The sequence below is a fragment of the Streptomyces sp. SID8374 genome (genome assembly GCF_009865135.1).
GTDB lineage: Bacteria > Actinomycetota > Actinomycetes > Streptomycetales > Streptomycetaceae > Streptomyces.
Genome location: NZ_WWGH01000002.1, coordinates 1,449,390 through 1,466,998 on the forward strand (window position 1 = coordinate 1,449,390; position 17,609 = coordinate 1,466,998).

At 71.9% G+C, this 17,609-nt stretch carries 14 protein-coding genes and 2 riboswitches; of the genes, 6 read left to right on the top strand and 8 right to left on the bottom strand.

Annotation, left to right across the window (positions count from 1 at the left end):
- Positions 1 to 15: 15 nt before the first annotated feature.
- Positions 16 to 1,470 (top strand): short-chain fatty acyl-CoA regulator family protein, encoded by a 1,455-nt coding sequence (locus tag GTY67_RS29810; RefSeq protein ID WP_161281079.1) that lies wholly within the window; start codon positions 16 to 18, stop codon positions 1,468 to 1,470.
- Here GTY67_RS29810 and GTY67_RS29815 read toward each other — a convergent pair.
- From GTY67_RS29815 to GTY67_RS29835, 5 genes are read right to left on the bottom strand one after another with little or no spacing between them, the layout of a single operon-like run.
- Positions 1,457 to 2,266 carry an enoyl-CoA hydratase gene (locus GTY67_RS29815; protein ID WP_161281080.1) on the bottom strand — a complete coding sequence of 270 codons (810 nt, stop codon included), beginning with the start codon at positions 2,264 to 2,266 and terminating at the stop codon, positions 1,457 to 1,459. The genes GTY67_RS29810 and GTY67_RS29815 overlap by 14 nt on opposite strands.
- The gene (gene mmsB, locus GTY67_RS29820) at positions 2,263 to 3,189 is read right to left on the bottom strand and encodes a 3-hydroxyisobutyrate dehydrogenase (protein WP_161281081.1); all 927 of its coding nucleotides are present in this window, start codon (positions 3,187 to 3,189) and stop codon (positions 2,263 to 2,265) included. The genes GTY67_RS29815 and mmsB overlap by 4 nt, the downstream gene beginning before the upstream one ends.
- Positions 3,186 to 4,253 carry an enoyl-CoA hydratase/isomerase family protein gene (locus GTY67_RS29825; protein ID WP_161281082.1) on the bottom strand — a complete coding sequence of 356 codons (1,068 nt, stop codon included), beginning with the start codon at positions 4,251 to 4,253 and terminating at the stop codon, positions 3,186 to 3,188. The genes mmsB and GTY67_RS29825 overlap by 4 nt, the downstream gene beginning before the upstream one ends.
- Positions 4,250 to 5,404, bottom strand: coding sequence for an acyl-CoA dehydrogenase family protein (locus GTY67_RS29830; RefSeq protein WP_161281083.1), 1,155 nt, complete (start codon positions 5,402 to 5,404; stop codon positions 4,250 to 4,252). Before GTY67_RS29830 ends, GTY67_RS29825 begins: the two co-directional genes overlap by 4 nt.
- The gene (locus tag GTY67_RS29835) at positions 5,401 to 6,903 is read right to left on the bottom strand and encodes a CoA-acylating methylmalonate-semialdehyde dehydrogenase (RefSeq protein ID WP_161281084.1); all 1,503 of its coding nucleotides are present in this window, start codon (positions 6,901 to 6,903) and stop codon (positions 5,401 to 5,403) included. The genes GTY67_RS29830 and GTY67_RS29835 overlap by 4 nt, the downstream gene beginning before the upstream one ends.
- A gap of 228 nt (positions 6,904 to 7,131) precedes the next feature.
- Positions 7,132 to 7,311, bottom strand: a riboswitch (cobalamin riboswitch).
- A gap of 132 nt (positions 7,312 to 7,443) precedes the next feature.
- Between GTY67_RS29835 and cobF the strand changes: the two genes are divergently transcribed.
- Positions 7,444 to 8,316, top strand: a complete 873-nt coding sequence (cobF, locus tag GTY67_RS29840) for a precorrin-6A synthase (deacetylating) (protein ID WP_161281085.1) — start codon at positions 7,444 to 7,446, stop codon at positions 8,314 to 8,316.
- Positions 8,317 to 8,429: 113 nt separating this feature from the next.
- Here cobF and GTY67_RS29845 read toward each other — a convergent pair whose 3' ends face one another.
- Positions 8,430 to 8,627: a hypothetical protein gene (locus GTY67_RS29845; protein ID WP_073881506.1), complete on the bottom strand. Its 198-nt coding sequence runs from the start codon at positions 8,625 to 8,627 to the stop codon at positions 8,430 to 8,432.
- Positions 8,628 to 8,928: 301 nt separating this feature from the next.
- Positions 8,929 to 9,075, top strand: a riboswitch (cobalamin riboswitch).
- A 182-nt stretch (positions 9,076 to 9,257) separates the two neighbouring features.
- Between GTY67_RS29845 and metE the strand changes: the two genes are divergently transcribed.
- The 3 genes from metE to GTY67_RS29860 all read left to right on the top strand — a co-directional run bounded on the left by metE (position 9,258) and on the right by GTY67_RS29860 (position 14,737).
- Complete coding sequence (metE, locus tag GTY67_RS29850) at positions 9,258 to 11,582, top strand: 5-methyltetrahydropteroyltriglutamate--homocysteine S-methyltransferase (RefSeq protein ID WP_161281086.1); 2,325 nt, start codon at positions 9,258 to 9,260, stop codon at positions 11,580 to 11,582.
- Between the two features lie 238 nt (positions 11,583 to 11,820).
- On the top strand, positions 11,821 to 13,314 hold the full coding sequence (locus tag GTY67_RS29855) for an aminotransferase class V-fold PLP-dependent enzyme (RefSeq protein ID WP_161281087.1): 1,494 nt from the start codon (positions 11,821 to 11,823) through the stop codon (positions 13,312 to 13,314).
- A gap of 37 nt (positions 13,315 to 13,351) precedes the next feature.
- Complete coding sequence (locus tag GTY67_RS29860) at positions 13,352 to 14,737, top strand: SidA/IucD/PvdA family monooxygenase (RefSeq protein WP_161281088.1); 1,386 nt, start codon at positions 13,352 to 13,354, stop codon at positions 14,735 to 14,737.
- 66 nt (positions 14,738 to 14,803) lie between these two features.
- On the opposite strand, the gene GTY67_RS29865 is transcribed toward GTY67_RS29860, so the two are convergent.
- Positions 14,804 to 15,766, bottom strand: a complete 963-nt coding sequence (locus tag GTY67_RS29865) for an electron transfer flavoprotein subunit alpha/FixB family protein (RefSeq protein WP_161277552.1) — start codon at positions 15,764 to 15,766, stop codon at positions 14,804 to 14,806.
- A gap of 60 nt (positions 15,767 to 15,826) precedes the next feature.
- Positions 15,827 to 16,612: an electron transfer flavoprotein subunit beta/FixA family protein gene (locus tag GTY67_RS29870; RefSeq protein ID WP_161281089.1), complete on the bottom strand. Its 786-nt coding sequence runs from the start codon at positions 16,610 to 16,612 to the stop codon at positions 15,827 to 15,829.
- Positions 16,613 to 16,800: 188 nt separating this feature from the next.
- On the opposite strand from GTY67_RS29870, the gene GTY67_RS29875 reads away from it, so the two are divergent.
- Positions 16,801 to 17,553 carry a TetR family transcriptional regulator gene (locus tag GTY67_RS29875; protein ID WP_093693856.1) on the top strand — a complete coding sequence of 251 codons (753 nt, stop codon included), beginning with the start codon at positions 16,801 to 16,803 and terminating at the stop codon, positions 17,551 to 17,553.
- Positions 17,554 to 17,609 lie beyond the last annotated feature (56 nt).

Here is a 17,609-nt window from a genome sequence, read left to right on the forward strand (position 1 = left end):
GAGGAGCCGCGAGCCATGGGACGGCCTGCCGGACGCAAGATCTACGCCCACGCCAAGCTGCGGCGGCTGCGTCGCGAGCGCGGGATGAACCAGGTGGAGCTGGCCCGCGCGCTCGGCCTCTCCACCAGCTACCTCAACCAGATCGAGCACAGCCGCCGCCCGCTGACCGCGCCCGTGCTGCTGCGGATCGCGGAGGTCTTCGGCGTCGACCCGGAGTTCTTCTCCGAGGCCGACGAGGAGCGCCTCGCCACCGACCTGCGCGCCGCTCTCGGCGACGAGGCGTGCGGGACCCAGGTTCCGCTGGAGGAGGCCGCCGACGTGGCCCGCGACCACCCGGAGGTGGCCCGCGCGCTCGTCGCCCTGCACCACCGCTACCGGGACGCGGCCGAACGCGTCGTCGCCCTCGCCCCGCCGCAGGACGGCGCATCGCTCCTCACCGCCGAACCCCACGACGAGGTACGGGACTTCTTCTACGCCCACCACAACCACTTCGGCGCCCTGGACGCGGTCGCCGAACGCACAGCGGCCGACCTCGGCATGGGCTCGGCGGGCCGCACCGCCGACGCCCTGAAGCAACGCCTCGCCGCCCGCCACGGCATCACCGTCGTCACCACCGACCCCGAACGGGCCGCCGACGCCCGCCGGTTCGACCCCGGCGCCGGGCTCCTGCTGCTCTCGCCCTGGCTCAGCGAGGCCCAGCGCGCCTTCCAGCTCGCCACCCAACTCGCCCTGCTGGAAAACGGATCGCTGCTGGACACCCTGGTGGCCGGCGGTGAACTCGCCTCCGGACAGGCCGCCGGACTGGCCAGGATCGGCCTCGCCAACTACTTCGCCGGTGCCCTGCTCATGCCGTACACCGCCTTCCACCGGGCCGCCGAGGAGCTGCGCTACGACATCGAACTGCTCCAGGCCCGCTTCGGCGTCGGCTTCGAGACCGTCTGCCACCGGCTCTCCACCCTCCAGCGGACCGGCGACCGGGGCGTGCCGTTCTCGTTCCTGCGCGTCGACCGGGCGGGCAACATCTCCAAGCGCCAGTCCGCCAGCGACTTCCACTTCTCCCGGCTCGGCGGCACCTGCCCGCTCTGGACGGTGTACGAGGCGTTCTCCGCGCCCGGCCGCATCCTCACCCAGGTCGCCGAAATGCCGGACGGCAAGCGGTACTTCTGGGTGGCCCGGACCGTGACGCGCGGCGGGTTCGGGCACCGGGCGCCCCGGGCCGACTTCGCCGTCGCGCTCGGCTGCGAACTCCGCCACGCCCACCGGCTGGTGTACGCCGAGGGCCTGGCCCTGGACGATCCCCGGTCGGCCACCCCCATCGGGCTCGGCTGCCGGATCTGCGAACGGCAGGACTGCGCCCAGCGGGCCCGTCCCCCGGCCGGGGGACGGCTGGCCGTCGACCCCGACCGGCGTACGCATGTGCCGTACCCGGTGGAGGCCGACGGCCCGAGGGCCGACCTCAGCGGTGGGTGAACTCCGCCGGCCGCTTCTCCGTGAACGCCTTCATGCCCTCCTTCTGGTCGGCCGTGGCGAACACCGCGTGGAACAGGCGGCGTTCGAAGCGGACGCCCTCGGCGAGCGTGGTCTCGAAGGCACGGTTCACCGCCTCCTTCGCCATCATCGCGACGGGTGCCGACATGCCGGAGACCGTGTCCGCGATGGCGAGCGCCTCCTCCAGCAGATCCGCGTCCGGGACGATCCTGGAGACGAGTCCGGCCCGCTCCGCCTCCTCGGCATCCATGTTCCGGCCGGTGAGGCAGAGGTCCATCGCCTTGGCCTTGCCGACCGCCCGGGTCAGCCGCTGGGAGCCGCCGATGCCGGGGATCACCCCGAGCCGGATCTCCGGCTGCCCGAAGACGGCGGTGTCGGAGGCGATCACCACGTCGCACAGCATCGCCAACTCGCAGCCCCCGCCCAGGGCGTAGCCCCGTACGGCCGCGATCGTCGGGGTCCTCAGCCGGCCGAGCCGGTCCCAGGCGGTGAACCAGTCGCTGAGGTACATGTCCATGTAGCTCTGCGGCTGCATCTCCTTGATGTCCGCGCCCGCCGCGAACGCCTTGTTCCCGCTGCCGGTGATGACGATGCAGCCGACGTCCGGGTCCCGGTCCAGGGCCTCGCTCGCCTCGACCGTCTCCCGCATGACGTCCAGGCTCAGCGCGTTGAGCGCCTTGGGCCGGTTCAGGGTGAGCAGGGCGGTACGGCCCCGGCGTTCGACCAGGACGGTCCCGTACGGGCCCGGGGTGGACGCGCTCTCGTTGTTCTCGCTCACGCGGTGGTGCCCTTCTGTGCATCGGTGGTGTTGGACGAAGCCGCCCGGATGGCCCGGACGATCCCGGAGAAGTCCTGGTCCGCCCCGGCTCCTTCCGCGAACCGGGCGTACAACTCGGCTGCCCGTAGCCCCAGTTCGGCGTCGATGCCGCCCGCGCGCAGGGCGTTGGCGGCCAGCCCGAGATCCTTCGCCATGAGCGGCGCGGCGAACCCGGGGCGGTAGTCGCGGTTGGCCGGGCTCGTCGGGACCGGGCCGGGGACCGGGCAGTTGACGGTGAGCGCCCAGCACTGGCCGGAGGCCGCCGACGCCACGTCGTACAGCGCCTGGTCGGTGAGGCCCAGGCTCTCCGCGAGGACGAACGCCTCGCTGACGGCGATCATGGAGACGCCGAGGATCATGTTGTTGCAGATCTTCGCGGCCTGCCCGGCGCCGGCGCCGCCGCAGTGCACCGCCTTCTTGCCCATCACGGACAGCAGCGGCTCGGCCTCCGCGAACGCGGCCTCCTCACCCCCGGCCATGAAGGTGAGCGTGCCCGCCTCGGCGCCCACCACCCCGCCGGAGACCGGGGCGTCCAGCGAGCGGTGGCCGACCGCCGCCGCTGCCGCGTGGGCGGCCCGGGAGTCGGCCACGTCGATGGTGGAGCAGTCGACGAACAGGGTGCCGGGGCGCGCCGCTTCGAGGAGCCCCTCCTGCCCGTAGAGGGAGAGGACATGGCGTCCGGCGGGCAGCATGGTGATCACCACATCGGCCACCGAGGCCGCGTCGGCGGCGGACTTCGCCCGCTCCACCCCGCTCTCCACGGCGGCGGCCAGACACGTCTCGACGAGGTCGTGGCCGAGCACCCGGTGCCCGGCGCGGACGAGGTTGGCGGCCATCGGGCCGCCCATGTGGCCGAGGCCGATGAACGCGACGGTCGTGGTCACCAGGGCACCTCCTGCGGGGAGTCGTCTGCGGCGAGGGAGAGGCCCTCGTCGCCGGTCGGAGCGAAGTACCTGGCCACGTCGGCGTCCGTGACCTCCACGAGCGTGCCGGGCGACCAGTGCGGTTTCCGGTCCTTGTCGATCACCTGGGCCCGGATGCCCTCCACCAGATCGGGGGAGGAGAGGGCCGCGTACGAGACGCGGTACTCCTGCTCCAGCACCCGTTCCAGCGGCCCGAGTTCGCGCGCCCGGCGCAGAGCGGCGAGGGTGACCTTGAGTGCGGTGGGCGACCGTCCGAGGATCGTGGCCGCCGCCTCACCGGCCGCCGGGGCGTCGGAGGCGAGCAGCCGCTCCACGATCTCCTCGACCGTGTCGGCGGCGTAACAGTGGTCGATCCAGGAGCGGTTGGCCTCCAGCACCCCGGGAGGCGCGTCCCGGACATGGCGGCGCAGCACCTCGGCGGGCGGGTCCGACCGCAGCCCGCCCAGGAACGCGGGCAGCTCTTCCGCCGGTACGAAGTGGTCGGCCAGCCCGCACAGCAGCGCGTCCCGGGCCCCCACCACCGCACCCGTCAGGGCGAGATGGGTGCCCAGCTCGCCGGGGGCCAGCGCCAGCAGATAGGTGCCGCCGACGTCCGGAACGAAGCCGATTCCGGTCTCCGGCATGGCCACCTTGGACCGCTCGGTGACGATCCGGACGCTGCCGTGCGCCGAGACGCCGACCCCGCCGCCCATCACGATGCCGTCCATGACCGCGACGTACGGCTTCGGATAGCGGGCGATCCGCGCGTTCAGCCGGTACTCGTCGCGCCAGAACGCGGCCGAGGCCTTGCCGCCCGCGCGGGCGTCCTCGTAGATGGACCGGATGTCGCCGCCCGCGCACAGGCCGCGCTCCCCGGCCCCGGTGATGACGACCACGGCCACCTCGGGGTCGTGCTCCCACCGGTCCAGGGCCGCCGCGATCGTCTCCACCATCGCGTGGGTGAGCGCGTTGAGCGCCTTCGGCCGGTTCAGGGTCAGCACCCCCGTACGGCCTTCGGTGTGCACCCGTACGAGCTCCTCGGTCATCGCAGGGCTCCCGTCAGGCTCCGGGCCACAATGACGCGCATGATCTCGTTGGTCCCTTCCAGGATCTGGTGGACCCGCAGGTCCCGCACGATCTTCTCGACGCCGTACTCGGCCAGATAGCCGTAACCGCCGTGGAGTTGGAGCGCCCGGTCCGCGACCGAGTAGCCGGTGTCGGTGGCGAAGCGCTTGGCCATCGCGCACAACTCCGGTGCCCCGCCCACCTTCCGGTCCAGCGCCTCGGCGGCCTGTCGCACCAGTGCTCGGGCAGCCGCCAGTTCGGTCGCCATGTCGGCCAGCCGGAACTGCAACGCCTGTGCGTTCAGCAGCGGGCTGCCGAACGCCTCCCGGTCCGCGAGATGGGCGAGCGAGCGGTCCAGCGCGCTCTGCGCACCACCCAACGAGCAGGCGGCGATGCCGAGTCGGCCGCCGTTGAGGCCGTTCATCGCGATCCGGAAGCCCTCGCCCTCCGCGCCGAGCAGCCGGTCGGCCGGGATGCGTACCCCGTCCAACATGACCTGGCGGGTGGGCTGCGCGTTCCACCCCATCTTCTTCTCGTTGGCCCCGAACGAGAGCCCGGGGTCGTCCCGTTCGACGAGGAACGCGGAAATCCCGCCGGGGCCGCTGTCGCCGGTGCGGGCCAGCACGATGTAGAGGTGGGTGGCGCCCGCGCCGGAGATGAACTGCTTGGTCCCCGTCAGCACATAGTGGTCGCCGTCGCGCACCGCCCGGGTGCGGAGCGCGGCCGCGTCGGAGCCCGCGCCCGGTTCGGTCAGGCAGTAACTGCCCAGCTGCTCCATGGTGCAGAGCTCCGGCAGATACCGGCCGCGCTGGGCCTCGGTGCCGTACTGGTCGACCATCCAGGCGACCATGTTGTGGATGGAGAGATAGCCCGCCACGGACGGGCAGCCGGTGGCGAGGGCCTCGAAGACGAGGACGCCGTCGGAGCGGGACAGCGCGGAGCCGCCGAGGTCCTCCCGGACGTACACACCTCCGAGGCCGAGCCCCGCCGCCTTCCGCAGGACGTCGACGGGGAAGTGCTTGTCCTGGTCCCAGGCCACGGCGTGCGGGGCCAGGTGCTCCTGGGCGAAGTCGAGTGTCGTCTCCACGACCGCGAGCTGGTCGTCGCTGAGCAGGGTGGTCACGGCAGTCATCCCATGGTCGGAATCGTGAAGCTCGCGCCGTCCCGGATCCCGGAGGCGGGCCAGCGCGAAGTGACGGTCTTCGTACGGGTGTAGAAGCGGATGGCGTCCGGCCCGTGCTGGTTGAGGTCGCCGAAGCCGGACCGCTTCCAGCCGCCGAACGTGTGGTACGCCACCGGCACGGGGATCGGCACGTTGACGCCGACCATGCCCGTGTCGACGCGGCGGGTGAAGTCGCGGGCGATGTCGCCGTCGCGGGTGAAGAGGGCGACGCCGTTGCCGTACGGGTGCTCCGAGGGGAGGCGCAGGGCCTCCTCGTAGTCGGCGGCGCGGACCACGGAGACGACAGGACCGAAGATCTCCTCCTGGTAGATCCGCATCTGCGGGGTGACCCGGTCGAAGAGGGAAGCGCCCGCGAAGAAGCCGTCCTCATGGCCCTCCAGGACGAAGTCCCTTCCATCGACGACGAGTTCGGCGCCCTCCTCGATGCCGAGGTCGACATAGCCGCGCACCCGGTCGACCGCGTCCCGGCCCACCAGCGGCCCGAAGTCGGCGTCCGGGTCGTCCGAGCGGCCGATCCGCAGCTCCGCGATCCGCTCGGTGAGCTTGGCCACCAGGGCGTCGGCGGTCTCCTCGCCGACCGGCACGGCCACCGAGATCGCCATGCACCGCTCGCCAGCCGAGCCGTAACCGGCGCCGATCAGCGCGTCGACCGCCTGGTCCAGATCGGCGTCCGGCATCACGATCATGTGGTTCTTCGCCCCGCCGAAGCACTGCGCCCGCTTGCCGTGGGCGGCGGCGGTCGCGTAGATGTGCGCGGCGATCGGTGTGGAGCCGACGAAGCCGAGCGCCTTGACGCGCGGGTCCTCCAACAGGGTGTCCACAGCCTCCTTGCCGCCGTTGACGACGTTGAGGACCCCGGGCGGAAGCCCCGCCTCCAGGAAGAGTTCGGCCAGCCGCAGCGGCACCGAGGGGTCCCGCTCGGACGGCTTGAGGATGAAGGCGTTACCGCAGGCCAGAGCCGGTGCGGCCTTCCACAGCGGGATCATCGCCGGGAAGTTGAACGGGGTGATTCCGGCGACCACGCCGAGCGGCCGGCGCAGCGAATGGACATCGATCCCGGAGCCCGCGTTGTCGCTGAACTCGCCCTTCAGCAGGTGCGGGACACCGGCGGCGAACTCCACCACGTCCAGCCCACGTGCGAGGTCGCCGTGCGCGTCGGCCACGGTCTTGCCGTGCTCGGAGGAGAGCAGCCGGGCCAGGGAGTCCTTCTCCTTCTCGACCAGCTGGAGGAAGCGCAGCAGGACGCGGGCGCGGCGCTGCGGGTTCCACTCGCCCCACTCGATCTGCGCCTCGGCGGCGTCGGCGATCGCCGCCTCGGTCTCGGACCGGCCGGCCAGCGGCACCCGGGCCTGGACCCGGCCGGTGTTGGGGTCGTAGACATCGCCGTACGTGCCCGAGGTGCCGGGCGTGTGCTTGCCGCCGATGAAATGGCTGAGTTCGCGGACCATGGAAACCTGCTCTCGTCGGTGAGATCGTCAGGAGAGATCCGGGGATGGCGCACGGGCCCCACCGCACACGGCGCCGGTCGGGGGCGCGCGGGGCGTGACAGGGCTCGCCGTCGGGGGACGCGGAGGGCTGGGGCCGTCAGGGGAAGGCGGGGAGAACCGCTCGCCGGGACGGGCCTGCGGGGCCGTGGGTGCGGACCGGTGCCATGCGTGTCTGCTCCATCCTCGTGGAAACACGGAACATCCCGCGGCCGGTATCCTGACTCCCGGATCAGCGCCCGCCCTCATGCCTTCCCGACGGCTGCTTCGCCGTCAGTGGCGTTTCCTACGAGGACGAACTCCCCGGTCACAGTGGCGGGACCGCGCCGGAATCGCACCGGCTTCCCTGACACCACGGGCCTTGAGGGTGCCCGGCTGCACGCCGGCCACCCCGCTGCTCACGAACATATAGTTGGACGTCCTAGTAAGTCCACCCCGCCTCGCCCCGGCCTCCCCTCGGGCCTGGCGCGATGGCCCGCCCCGCTCCTGGCATGATCGGCCGACATGAGCGACGCACCACGGCACATCCTCGTCATCGGCATGGGAGCCGGCGACCCCGACCATCTGACCCTCGCCGCGGTGAAGGCGATGCGCAGGGCGCGGGTCTTCTTCGTGCTCGGCAAGGGCCGGGAGAAGGAGTCCCTGACCCGGCTGCGGCGGGACATCCTGGCCGAGCACCTCACCGGCCCCTACCGGGTCGTCGAGGCCGAGGACCCCTGGCGGGACCGCACCCAGGACGACCGGGGCCGCTACACCTCGGCGGTGCACGACTGGCGCCACCGCCGCGCCGACATCTGCGAGCGCCTGATCATCGAGGAGCTGGCACCGGGGGAGACGGGTGCCTTCCTGGTCTGGGGCGACCCGTCGCTGTACGACAGCACCCTCGCGATCCTGGAGGACATCCGGGCCCGTGGAACGGTGGAATTCGGCCATGAGGTGATCCCCGGCATCAGCAGCGTCTCCGCGCTCGCCGCCCGCCACCGCACCTCCCTGAACCAGGTCGGCCGCCCCATCCACATCACCCCCGGCCGACGGCTCGCCGAAGGGTTCCCGGACGACGACGGGGACATCGTGGTGATGCTGGACGGGCACGAGAGCTTCACCCATCTGACGGGCAGGGGGCTGTGGATCTACTGGGGCGCCTACATCGGCACCCCGGACGAACTCCTCGTCTCCGGCCCCCTCGACGAGGTCGCCGAGCGGATCAGCCAGGTCCGCGCCGAGGCCCGCGAACGCCACGGCTGGATCATGGACACGTACCTGCTGCGCCACGGGCCGGAGGACCCGCACGGTCCGGAGAGCGCTGGCGGCACGGGGAGCGCAGGCGGTCCGGAGGGCGCAGGCGGTTCGGAGGGCGCAGGCGGCGCCCACAGCTGAGGGGCCCCGGCTGGGAGCGGGGCCCGGACAGGTGAGCGGTCATGTGACGCACGGCGGCGGGTCGCGTCGAGGCGCGGGCGGCCGCCGCACCTCGCCGTCGGACCGGCCGGAGGTCAGCTCCGGGACTCGTGCGCCCGGATCACTCCGAGCCCGTGCCCCAGGCTCGGGCACTCGGCGGTCAGGTCGTTGCCCCGCACCAGATAGTTGTGCACGCGCCCGTCGGCGGGCCGCTCCACGGCCCGGTACAGCGTGCCGTTCACGGTGATCGTCCAGTCGTCGCCGTCCTGGGCCCACCCGACTGTCTTCTTCATATAGCGCTTCCCTCACTCGTCGCCGCCGCGGGTCGGCGGCCGGGTATTGGCAAGAAGAACGGGCTGTGACGCTCTGTGGTTCCGGTTCGCCTACGCCATTCGGTTACATCTGTGTCACCGTGCCCCCATGACCTGACCGGAAGTCAGCGAACGGGCGAAGAGGAGCGGAACCCGAGGTCACCCGTTCGGAGTCCGTGTCTCACGTCACCGTCCGAAGTGTGAACAACGGTGTGCGCCCGGCGGTCGCCCCCTTAGGGTGGCCGGTGCAGCTGGTTCGCCCTGCCCGCCAGGCAGGGTGTCGTAAGAGGGAACCCGGTGGGAATCCGGGACTGCCCCGCAGCGGTGAGTGGGAACGACCGCCGTCATACGCACTGGGCCCGGCCGGGTCTGGGAAGCGACGGCCAGTAGGTGTCTGCCCCGGCAGGCGTGCCCGCGAGTCCGAAGACCTGCCCGTTGCCCGCACGCGACCGTTCGTGTGCGGAGTTCCCGGTGACCTCGTGGGCGGGTCGGCGTAACCGTCGGGTGGGCGGACACGGTCAACGTGTCGCGTTTCCGCCCGATTTCGTCACCCCTTCGCGTCCGCGTCCCGTCCCGGGATCAGCTGGAGACATGCTCGCGAAGGAGAGTCACGTGACAGCGAAGCCCGCAGCCGCGGCAGCACGGGCCACCGTGTACGGCTACCCCCGCCAGGGTCGGAACCGTGAACTGAAGAAGGCCGTCGAGGGCTACTGGAAGGGCCGCGTCGACGCGGACACCCTCCGCCAGACCGCCGCCGAACTGCGCAGGGGGACTTGGGAGCAGCTCGCCGAGGCCGGGGTCCACGAGGTGCCCACCGGTGACTTCTCGTACTACGACCATGTCCTGGACACCAGTGTCATGGTCGGCGCTGTCCCCGAGCGGCACCGTGAGGCGGTCCAGGCGGACGCCCTGGACGGCTACTTCGCCATGGCCCGCGGTACGCAGGACGTGGCCCCGCTGGAGATGACCAAGTGGTTCGACACCAACTACCACTATCTGGTGCCTGAGTTGGGGCCGGACACGGTGTTCACCGCCGACTCCGCCAAGCAGGTCGCCGAGTTGAAGGAGGCCCTCGCGCTGGGGCACACCCCGCGCCCGGTCCTCGTCGGGCCCGTCACCTACCTCCTGCTCGCCAAGGCGGCCCCCGGGGTGGCCCCCGACTTCGAGCCGCTGACCCTGCTGGACCGGCTCCTGCCCGTGTACGCCGAGGTCCTCGCCGACCTCCGGGCCGCGGGCGCCGAATGGGTGCAGCTGGACGAGCCCGCCCTCGTCCAGGACCGCACCCCGGCCGAGCTGAACGCCACCGCCCGCGCCTACCGCGAGCTGGGCTCCCTCACCGACCGGTCCAAGCTGCTGGTCGCCTCCTACTTCGGGCGGCTCGGCGAGGCCCTGCCGGTGCTGGCCAAGTCCCCGGTCGAGGGGCTCGCACTGGACTTCACCGAGTCCGGCGCCGCCAACCTCGCCGACCTCGCGGCGGCCGGCGGACTGCCCGGCAAGCGCCTGGTCGCGGGCGTCGTCAACGGCCGCAACATCTGGATCAACGACTACGAGAAGTCGCTCGCCACCCTCGGCACGCTCCTCGGCCTCGCGGACCACGTCGACGTCTCCGCCTCCAGCTCCCTCCTGCACGTCCCGCTGGACGCCGACGCCGAGCACGACATCGACCCGCAGATCGCCCGCTGGCTCGCCTTCGCCCAGCAGAAGACCGCCGAGATCGTCACCCTGGCCAAGGGGCTCTCCCACGGCACCGAGGCCATCTCCGCCGAACTCGCCGCCAACCGGGCCGACCTGGCCTCCCGTACCGACGCCGTCATCACCCGCGACCCGGCCGTCCGGGCCCGTACGGCCGCCATCACCGACGCCGACGGCCGCCGCTCCCAGCCGTACGCCGAGCGGACCGCCGCCCAGCGCGCCCACCTCGGGCTGCCGCTGCTGCCGACCACCACGATCGGCTCGTTCCCGCAGACCACCGAACTGCGCACCGCCCGCGCCGACCTGCGGGCCGGCCGGATCGACGAGGCCGGGTACGAGGAGCGGATCAAGGACGAGATCCGCGAGGTCCTCTCCTTCCAGGAGAAGGCCGGGATCGACGTCCTGGTCCACGGCGAACCCGAACGCAACGACATGGTCCAATACTTCGCCGAGCAGCTCACCGGCTACCTCGCCACCCAGCACGGCTGGGTCCAGTCGTACGGCACCCGCTACGTCCGCCCGCCGGTCCTCGCCGGGGACATCTCGCGCCCCGAGCCGATGACGGTGCGCTGGACGACGTACGCGCAGTCGCTGACCGAGCGCCCCGTCAAGGGCATGCTCACCGGCCCGGTCACCATGCTCGCCTGGTCCTTCGTCCGCGACGACCAGCCGCTCGGCGAGACCGCCCGCCAGGTGGCGCTCGCCCTGCGCGACGAGGTCGACGACCTGGAGGCGAACGGCACTTCGGTGATCCAGGTCGATGAGCCCGCGCTGCGCGAGACGCTGCCGCTGCGGGCCGACGAGCACGCCGCGTACCTTCAGTGGGCGACGGAGTCCTTCCGACTCGCCACCTCCGGGGTGCGGCCGGACACCCAGATCCACACCCACATGTGCTACGCGGAGTTCGGCGACATCGTCCAGGCCATCGACGACCTCGACGCCGACGTCATCAGCCTGGAGGCCGCCCGCTCCCACATGCAGGTCGCCCGCGAACTGGCCGCCCACGGCTACCCCCGTGAGGCCGGGCCCGGCGTCTACGACATCCACTCCCCGCGCATCCCGAGCACCGAAGAGGCAGCCGCCCTGCTGCGCAAGGGACTTGAGGCCATCCCGGCCGAGCGGCTGTGGGTGAACCCCGACTGCGGCCTGAAGACCCGCGGCTGGCCCGAGACCCGGGCCTCCCTGGAGAACCTGGTCGCCGCCGCGCGGGAGATCCGCGCGGAGCTGCCCACCGAAGCGGCGTGATCCCACCCGGTGCGGGAGCGGCCACCGCCGCTCCCGCACCGGGGCACGTGGTCCCGACTCGGTGCGGAGGCAGGCCGGTTCGGAGGTCAGGCCGGCCGGAGTGCGTTCTTCCCCAGCGGCGGAGTTAGGTTAGCCTAACCCGAATCCCGGTTGTGGATCTTGCACTCCGATCGAAGGGCTTCGCCATGGAGCGTGCTCAGGGCCTGCCGTCCGCCGAACTCCGCCTGGAGCGTGGGGTGTGAGCGCCGGTACGGGAACCTTCCTGGCGGGTGGCGTCCATGGGCCGGCACATCTGCGCGCCCTGACCGGCGTCGTCCTGGACACCCTGGAGACCGCGGCCCGGGCCCGGGGCGGGCCGCTCCCCGCCGGAGGGCCGGAGGCCGTGGCCCGGCGGACCACCGCCCTGGCCGCCCCGGTGCTGCCCGAGGAGGGCGTCGGGGCCGAGGCCGCGCTCGCGGATCTGGTGCGGGCTGTCGCCGAGGGGGCCGCCGATCCGGCCGATCCGGCCTGCGTGGCCCATCTGCACTGCCCGCCGCTGGCCGTGGCAGCGGCGGCGGAGCTGGCGGGGGCAGCCCTCAATCCGTCGATGGACTCCTGGGACCAGGCGCCCGCCGCCGGGGTGATCGAGGAGCTGACCACCGCCGCGCTGGCCCGGCTCATCCACCCGGACGCCCCCGCACCCGACGCCCTCATCACCAGCGGCGGCACCGAGTCCAACCTGGTCGCCCTGCTCCTGGCCCGCGAACGAGCGGCGCCCGGCCCCCTGCGCGTGGTGACCGGGGCCAACGCCCACCACAGCGTGCACCGGGCCGCCTGGATGCTCGGCCTCCCCGCCCCGGCAGTCGTCGCCTGCCACGACGGCCGCATCGACCCCGACGCCCTCGACCGCACCCTGGCCGGGCTCGGCGGCGGACCGGTCCTCGTCGTCGCCACCGCCGGGACCACCGACGAGGGGCGCATCGACCCGCTCCCCGAGATCGCCCGGATTGCGGAACGGTACGGAGCCGAGCTCCACGTCGACGCGGCCTACGGCGGGCCCCTGCTGTTCAGCGAGCGCCTGGCACCCCGTCTCGCGGGCCTCGACCGCGCCGTCTCCGTAACGTTCGACCTGCACAAGCTCGGCTGGCAGCCGGTCGCCGCCGGAGTGCTGTCCGTCGCGGACACCGCCCTGCTCGCACCGCTGTCCCTGCGCACCGACTACCTCAACGCCGACGACGACACCGAGGCCGGGCTCCCCGACCTGCTCTGCCGCTCGGTCCGTACGACCCGGCGCCCCGACGCACTGAAGATCGCGGTCACCTTCCGGGCGCTGGGACGCCGGGGACTGAGCGAACTGGTGGAGCACTGCGTACGTACGGCGGAGGAGTTCGGCCGGTCCGTCGACGCACGGCCCGCCCTGCGCCGTCGGCCGGGCGGGATCGGGATCAGCACCGTGCTGTTCCGGCCGGTGGTGGCTGACGCGTTGGAACCGGAGGCCGGGGACGCCGTCGTCGCCGAGGTCCGCCGCACGCTCCTCATGGACGGCCGGGCCGTGCTCGGGCGGGCGGTGGCCGAGGACGGCGACGGGCGGCGCAGGCTCTGGCTCAAGGCCACCCTGCTCCACCCGGCCGCCGCGAACGCCGAACTGCTGCCGCTCCTCGACCTGGTGACGGAGGCGGCGGAGCGGGCGGCGGCCGAAGGCGGCGGCACCGGAGATACCGACGCCCCGGCGGCGGAAAGGCTGTCGCCATGACGTTGCCGACGCGCACGAATCCTGTTGGAGGAACCCGATGACGCCCGCACCGCGAACCCCGCCCCTCGATCTGCTGGGGGTGGGCGCAGGGCCCTTCAACCTCTCGCTCGCCGCACTCGCCGACGGCGTACCCGGCCTGCGCACCGCCTTCCACGAACAGCGCACCGCCTTCCACTGGCACCCCGGGCTGCTCATCGAGGGGGCGACGCTCCAAGTCCCCTTCCTGGCCGACCTGGTGAGCCTGGTGGAGCCGACCAGCCCTTGGTGCTACCTCAATTACCTCAAGACGCGGCGCAGGCTCTTCCCGTTCTACTTCGCCGAGCGCTTCCACATCCACCGCTCCGAGTTCGACAACTACCTGCGCTGGGTGTCCACCGAACTGCCCTCCACCCACTTCGGCCACCGTGTCGACGCGATCGCCTGGGACGCGGAGGAGAGCGCGTTCGCCGTCGACTTCACCCGGCTCGGCCCGGACGGCGAGAGTCTCGGGAGCGGGCTCACCCACACCCGTAACCTTGCTCTCGGCGTCGGCACCGCGCCCCACATCCCCGAGCCGCTACGGGCCCTCGCGGCCGACCCCGTACCCCTCGTCCTGCACTCCGCCGACTACCTCGCCCAGCGGGACCGGCTCCTCGCCGCCCGGCACGTCACCGTCGTCGGCTCGGGGCAGTCGGGCGCCGAAGTCCTCCTGGATCTGCTGCGGTTGCGGCCCGAAGGCGCGGAGGGGCTCACCTGGCTCGCCCGTACCCCGGCCTTCGCACCCATGGAGTACAGCAAGATCGGGCTGGAGCAGTTCACCCCGGACTACACGCGCTACTTCCACGGCCTGCCGCAGGCCACCCGGGACCGGCTGCTGCCCAGCCAGTGGCAGCTCTACAAGGGGGTCAGTGGAGACACCCTCGGGGACATCCACGACGAGCTGTACCGTCGCAGCCTCGGCGGCGACTGGCCCGACGTCACCCTGACCCCCGGCATCGAGGTCACCGGCGCCACTGTGACGGACGGCGGCCGCATCGAACTGACCGTGGAGCACGGCCAGCAGGAGGCCAGAGGCAGGCTGACCACGGACGCGGTGGTCCTCGCCACCGGGTACCGGGAGCGCCCCGTCGACACGCTGCTCGCCGCTCTGGACCCGTACATCGTCCGCGACGACGCCGGGCGGCCCCAGGTCGACGAGGCCCAACGGCTCGTCCTCGCCCCGGAGATCGAGGGTGCCGTCTTCGTGCAGAACGCGGAGCGGCACACGCACGGGGTCGGCGCCCCGGACCTGGGCCTGGCCGCGTGGCGTTCGGCCGTCATCATCAACGCGCTGACGGGCAAGGAGACTTACCCGCTGCCGGACCGGACGGCTTTCACCACGTTCGGACTTGGCGCGGAGGACCGTGGTGGGGTGCCGGGGCGGATAGCCGAAGAGCGGCGGTGATACGGCGCTGGGCCGCGCGGTGGGGTGCACCGTGCGGCCCAGGGCGGGTGTTGGTGAGGGTGTGTGTCAGCCCTTGCGGGTGTTGATCTCTTCGGTGAGCTGGGGGACGACGGTGAAGAGGTCGCCGACGACGCCGTAGTCGACGAGGTCGAAGATCGGGGCCTCGGCGTCCTTGTTGATCGCGACGATGGTCTTGGAGGTCTGCATCCCGGCCCGGTGCTGGATCGCCCCGGAGATACCGGAGGCGATGTAGAGCTGGGGGGAGACGGACTTGCCGGTCTGGCCGACCTGGGATGTGTGCGGGTACCAGCCCGCGTCCACCGCAGCACGCGAGGCACCCACCGCAGCACCCAGGGAGTCGGCCAGCGCCTCGATGAGGGGGAAGTTCTCCGCCCCGTTGACCCCACGGCCACCCGAGACCACGATCGCGGCCTCGGTCAGCTCCGGACGCCCCGTCGACTCACGCGGGGTCCGCGCGGTCACCTTCGTACCCGTGGCACCCGCACTGAACGACACCGACAGCGCCTCGACCGCACCCGCGGCCGCAACGGGCTCGACGGGGGCGGAGTTGGGCTTGACGGTGATGACGGGGACGCCCTTGGAGACACGGGACTTGGTGGTGTACGAGGCGGCGAACGCGGCCTGCGTGGCGACCGGGCCCTGGTCGCCGGCCTCCAGGTCGGTGGCGTCGGTGATGATGCCCGACCCGATGCGCAGCGCGAGGCGGGCGGCGATCTCCTTGCCCTCGGCCGAGGACACCACCAGCACCGCCACCGGGGACACCGCGTCGAACGCCGCCTGCAAAGCGTCCACCTTCGGCACCACGAGGTAGTCGGCGAACTCCGGGGCGTCGGCGGTCAGGACCTTCACCGCACCGTGCTCACCCAGCACGGACGCGGCGGCCTCCGCACCAGCCCCCAGGGCGAGGGCGACCGGGTCACCGATACGGCGGGCCAGCGTCAGCAGCTCCAGGGTGGGCTTGCGGACCGCACCGTCCACGTGATCGACCAGAACAAGAACTTCAGCCATGACAACGCACTCCAGACGAGAAGAGGAAGAGAAGAGAAGGGGTGGGCCGAGCGTGCGGGCCTAGATGAACTTCTGGCCCGCGAGGAACTCGGCGAGCTGCTTGCCGCCCTCGCCCTCGTCCTTCACGATCGTGCCCGCCGTACGCGCCGGCCGCTCGGTCGCCGAGTCCACGGCCGTCCACGCACCCGCCAGGCCGACCTCGTCCGCCTCCAGACCCAGATCATCCAGATCCAGCGACTGAACCGGCTTCTTCTTCGCCGCCATGATCCCCTTGAACGAGGGGTAACGCGCCTCACCGGACTGGTCGGTCACCGACACCACCGCCGGCAGCGACGCCTCAAGCCGCTCCGAGGCCGTGTCACCGTCACGGCGCCCGGTCACCACACCGCCGTTCACCGCGACCTCGGACAGGAGGGTGACCTGGGGGACGCCCAGACGCTCGGCCAGCAGGGCCGGCAGGACACCCATGACACCGTCGGTGGAGGCCATCCCGCAGATCACCAGGTCGTAACCGGTCTTCTCGACCGCCTTCGCCAGCACCAGCGAGGTCCCGATCACATCGGTGCCGTGCAGATCGTCGTCCTCGACGTGAACAGCCTTGTCCGCACCCATCGACAACGCCTTGCGCAACGCGTCCTTGGCATCCTCGGGACCCACCGTCACCACGGTGATCTCCGCATCGTCCGCCGCATCCGCGATCTGCAACGCCTGCTCGACCGCGTACTCGTCCAGCTCCGACAGCAGACCGTCGACATCCTCACGGTCCAGCGTCAGGTCATCGGCGAAATGCCGGTCACCGGTCGCGTCGGGCACGTACTTCACACAGACAACGATCCTCAAGCTCACGCCGGCTCTCCTGCCTACCTGGGTGTGGTCCCCTGCCGATCGGGCCCGGTCCCACCTGGGTGTGGTTTTCTAAGGGTGACCTTATGGTACTCAGTACCCTCTGTAAAGGTACCCAGTGCCAAAACCCCCCTTCCGGTGCTACGTTTCGCCGCATGAGCGAGGCACGTGGACCCGAGAAGAAGGCACCCATGCGGGAGGTGCTCGCCCAGGCGGCCTTCCAGCTCTTCCTGGAACGGGGCTTCGAGCGGACGACGGTGGACGACATCGTGGCGCGGGCCGGAGTGGGGCGGCGTTCCTTTTTCCGGTACTTCCCCTCCAAGGAGGACGTGGTCTTCCCGGACCATGAGCGGTGTCTCGCGGAGATGACGGAGTTCCTCGCCGCCGTGGACGACGGTGATCCGGTGGGGGCGGTCTGCGACGCGGCGCGGATCGTGCTGCGGATGTACGCGGCCGACCCCGAGTTCTCCGTGCAGCGCTACCGGCTCACCCGGGAGGTGCCCGGATTGCGGACGTACGAACTCTCCGTGGTGCGCCGCTACGAACAGACGCTCGCCGGTCATCTCCGGGCCCGCTTCGGGTCGGACGGGGACGGGGAGCTGCGGGCCGAGGTGATCGCCGCCTCCGTGGTCGCCGCGCACAACAACGGGCTGCGGCTGTGGCTGCGTTCGGGTGGTGCGGGGGATCCCGAGGCGGCCGTGGACCACGCCCTCGATCTGGTGCGGGACGTGTGGGAGCGGCCCGCCGGGCCTTCGCCCGCGCTGGAGAAACGGACGGAGGGGCAGGCGGAGAAACGGGCGGAGGAACAGCTGGCGGAACAGGGGGCGGCCGGCGGCGTCACCACCGGCTCCGGCGACAACGAGGTCATCGTCATGGTGGCCGCCAAAGGGACCCCCATGTGGCGCGTCGTGCAGCAGATCGAGGCGGCCGTCGGCGAGAGCTGAGCGGTACCGGCGGCGGGACCGGGCCGCGGTTACGGCAAGAGCTCGGTAATAATCGG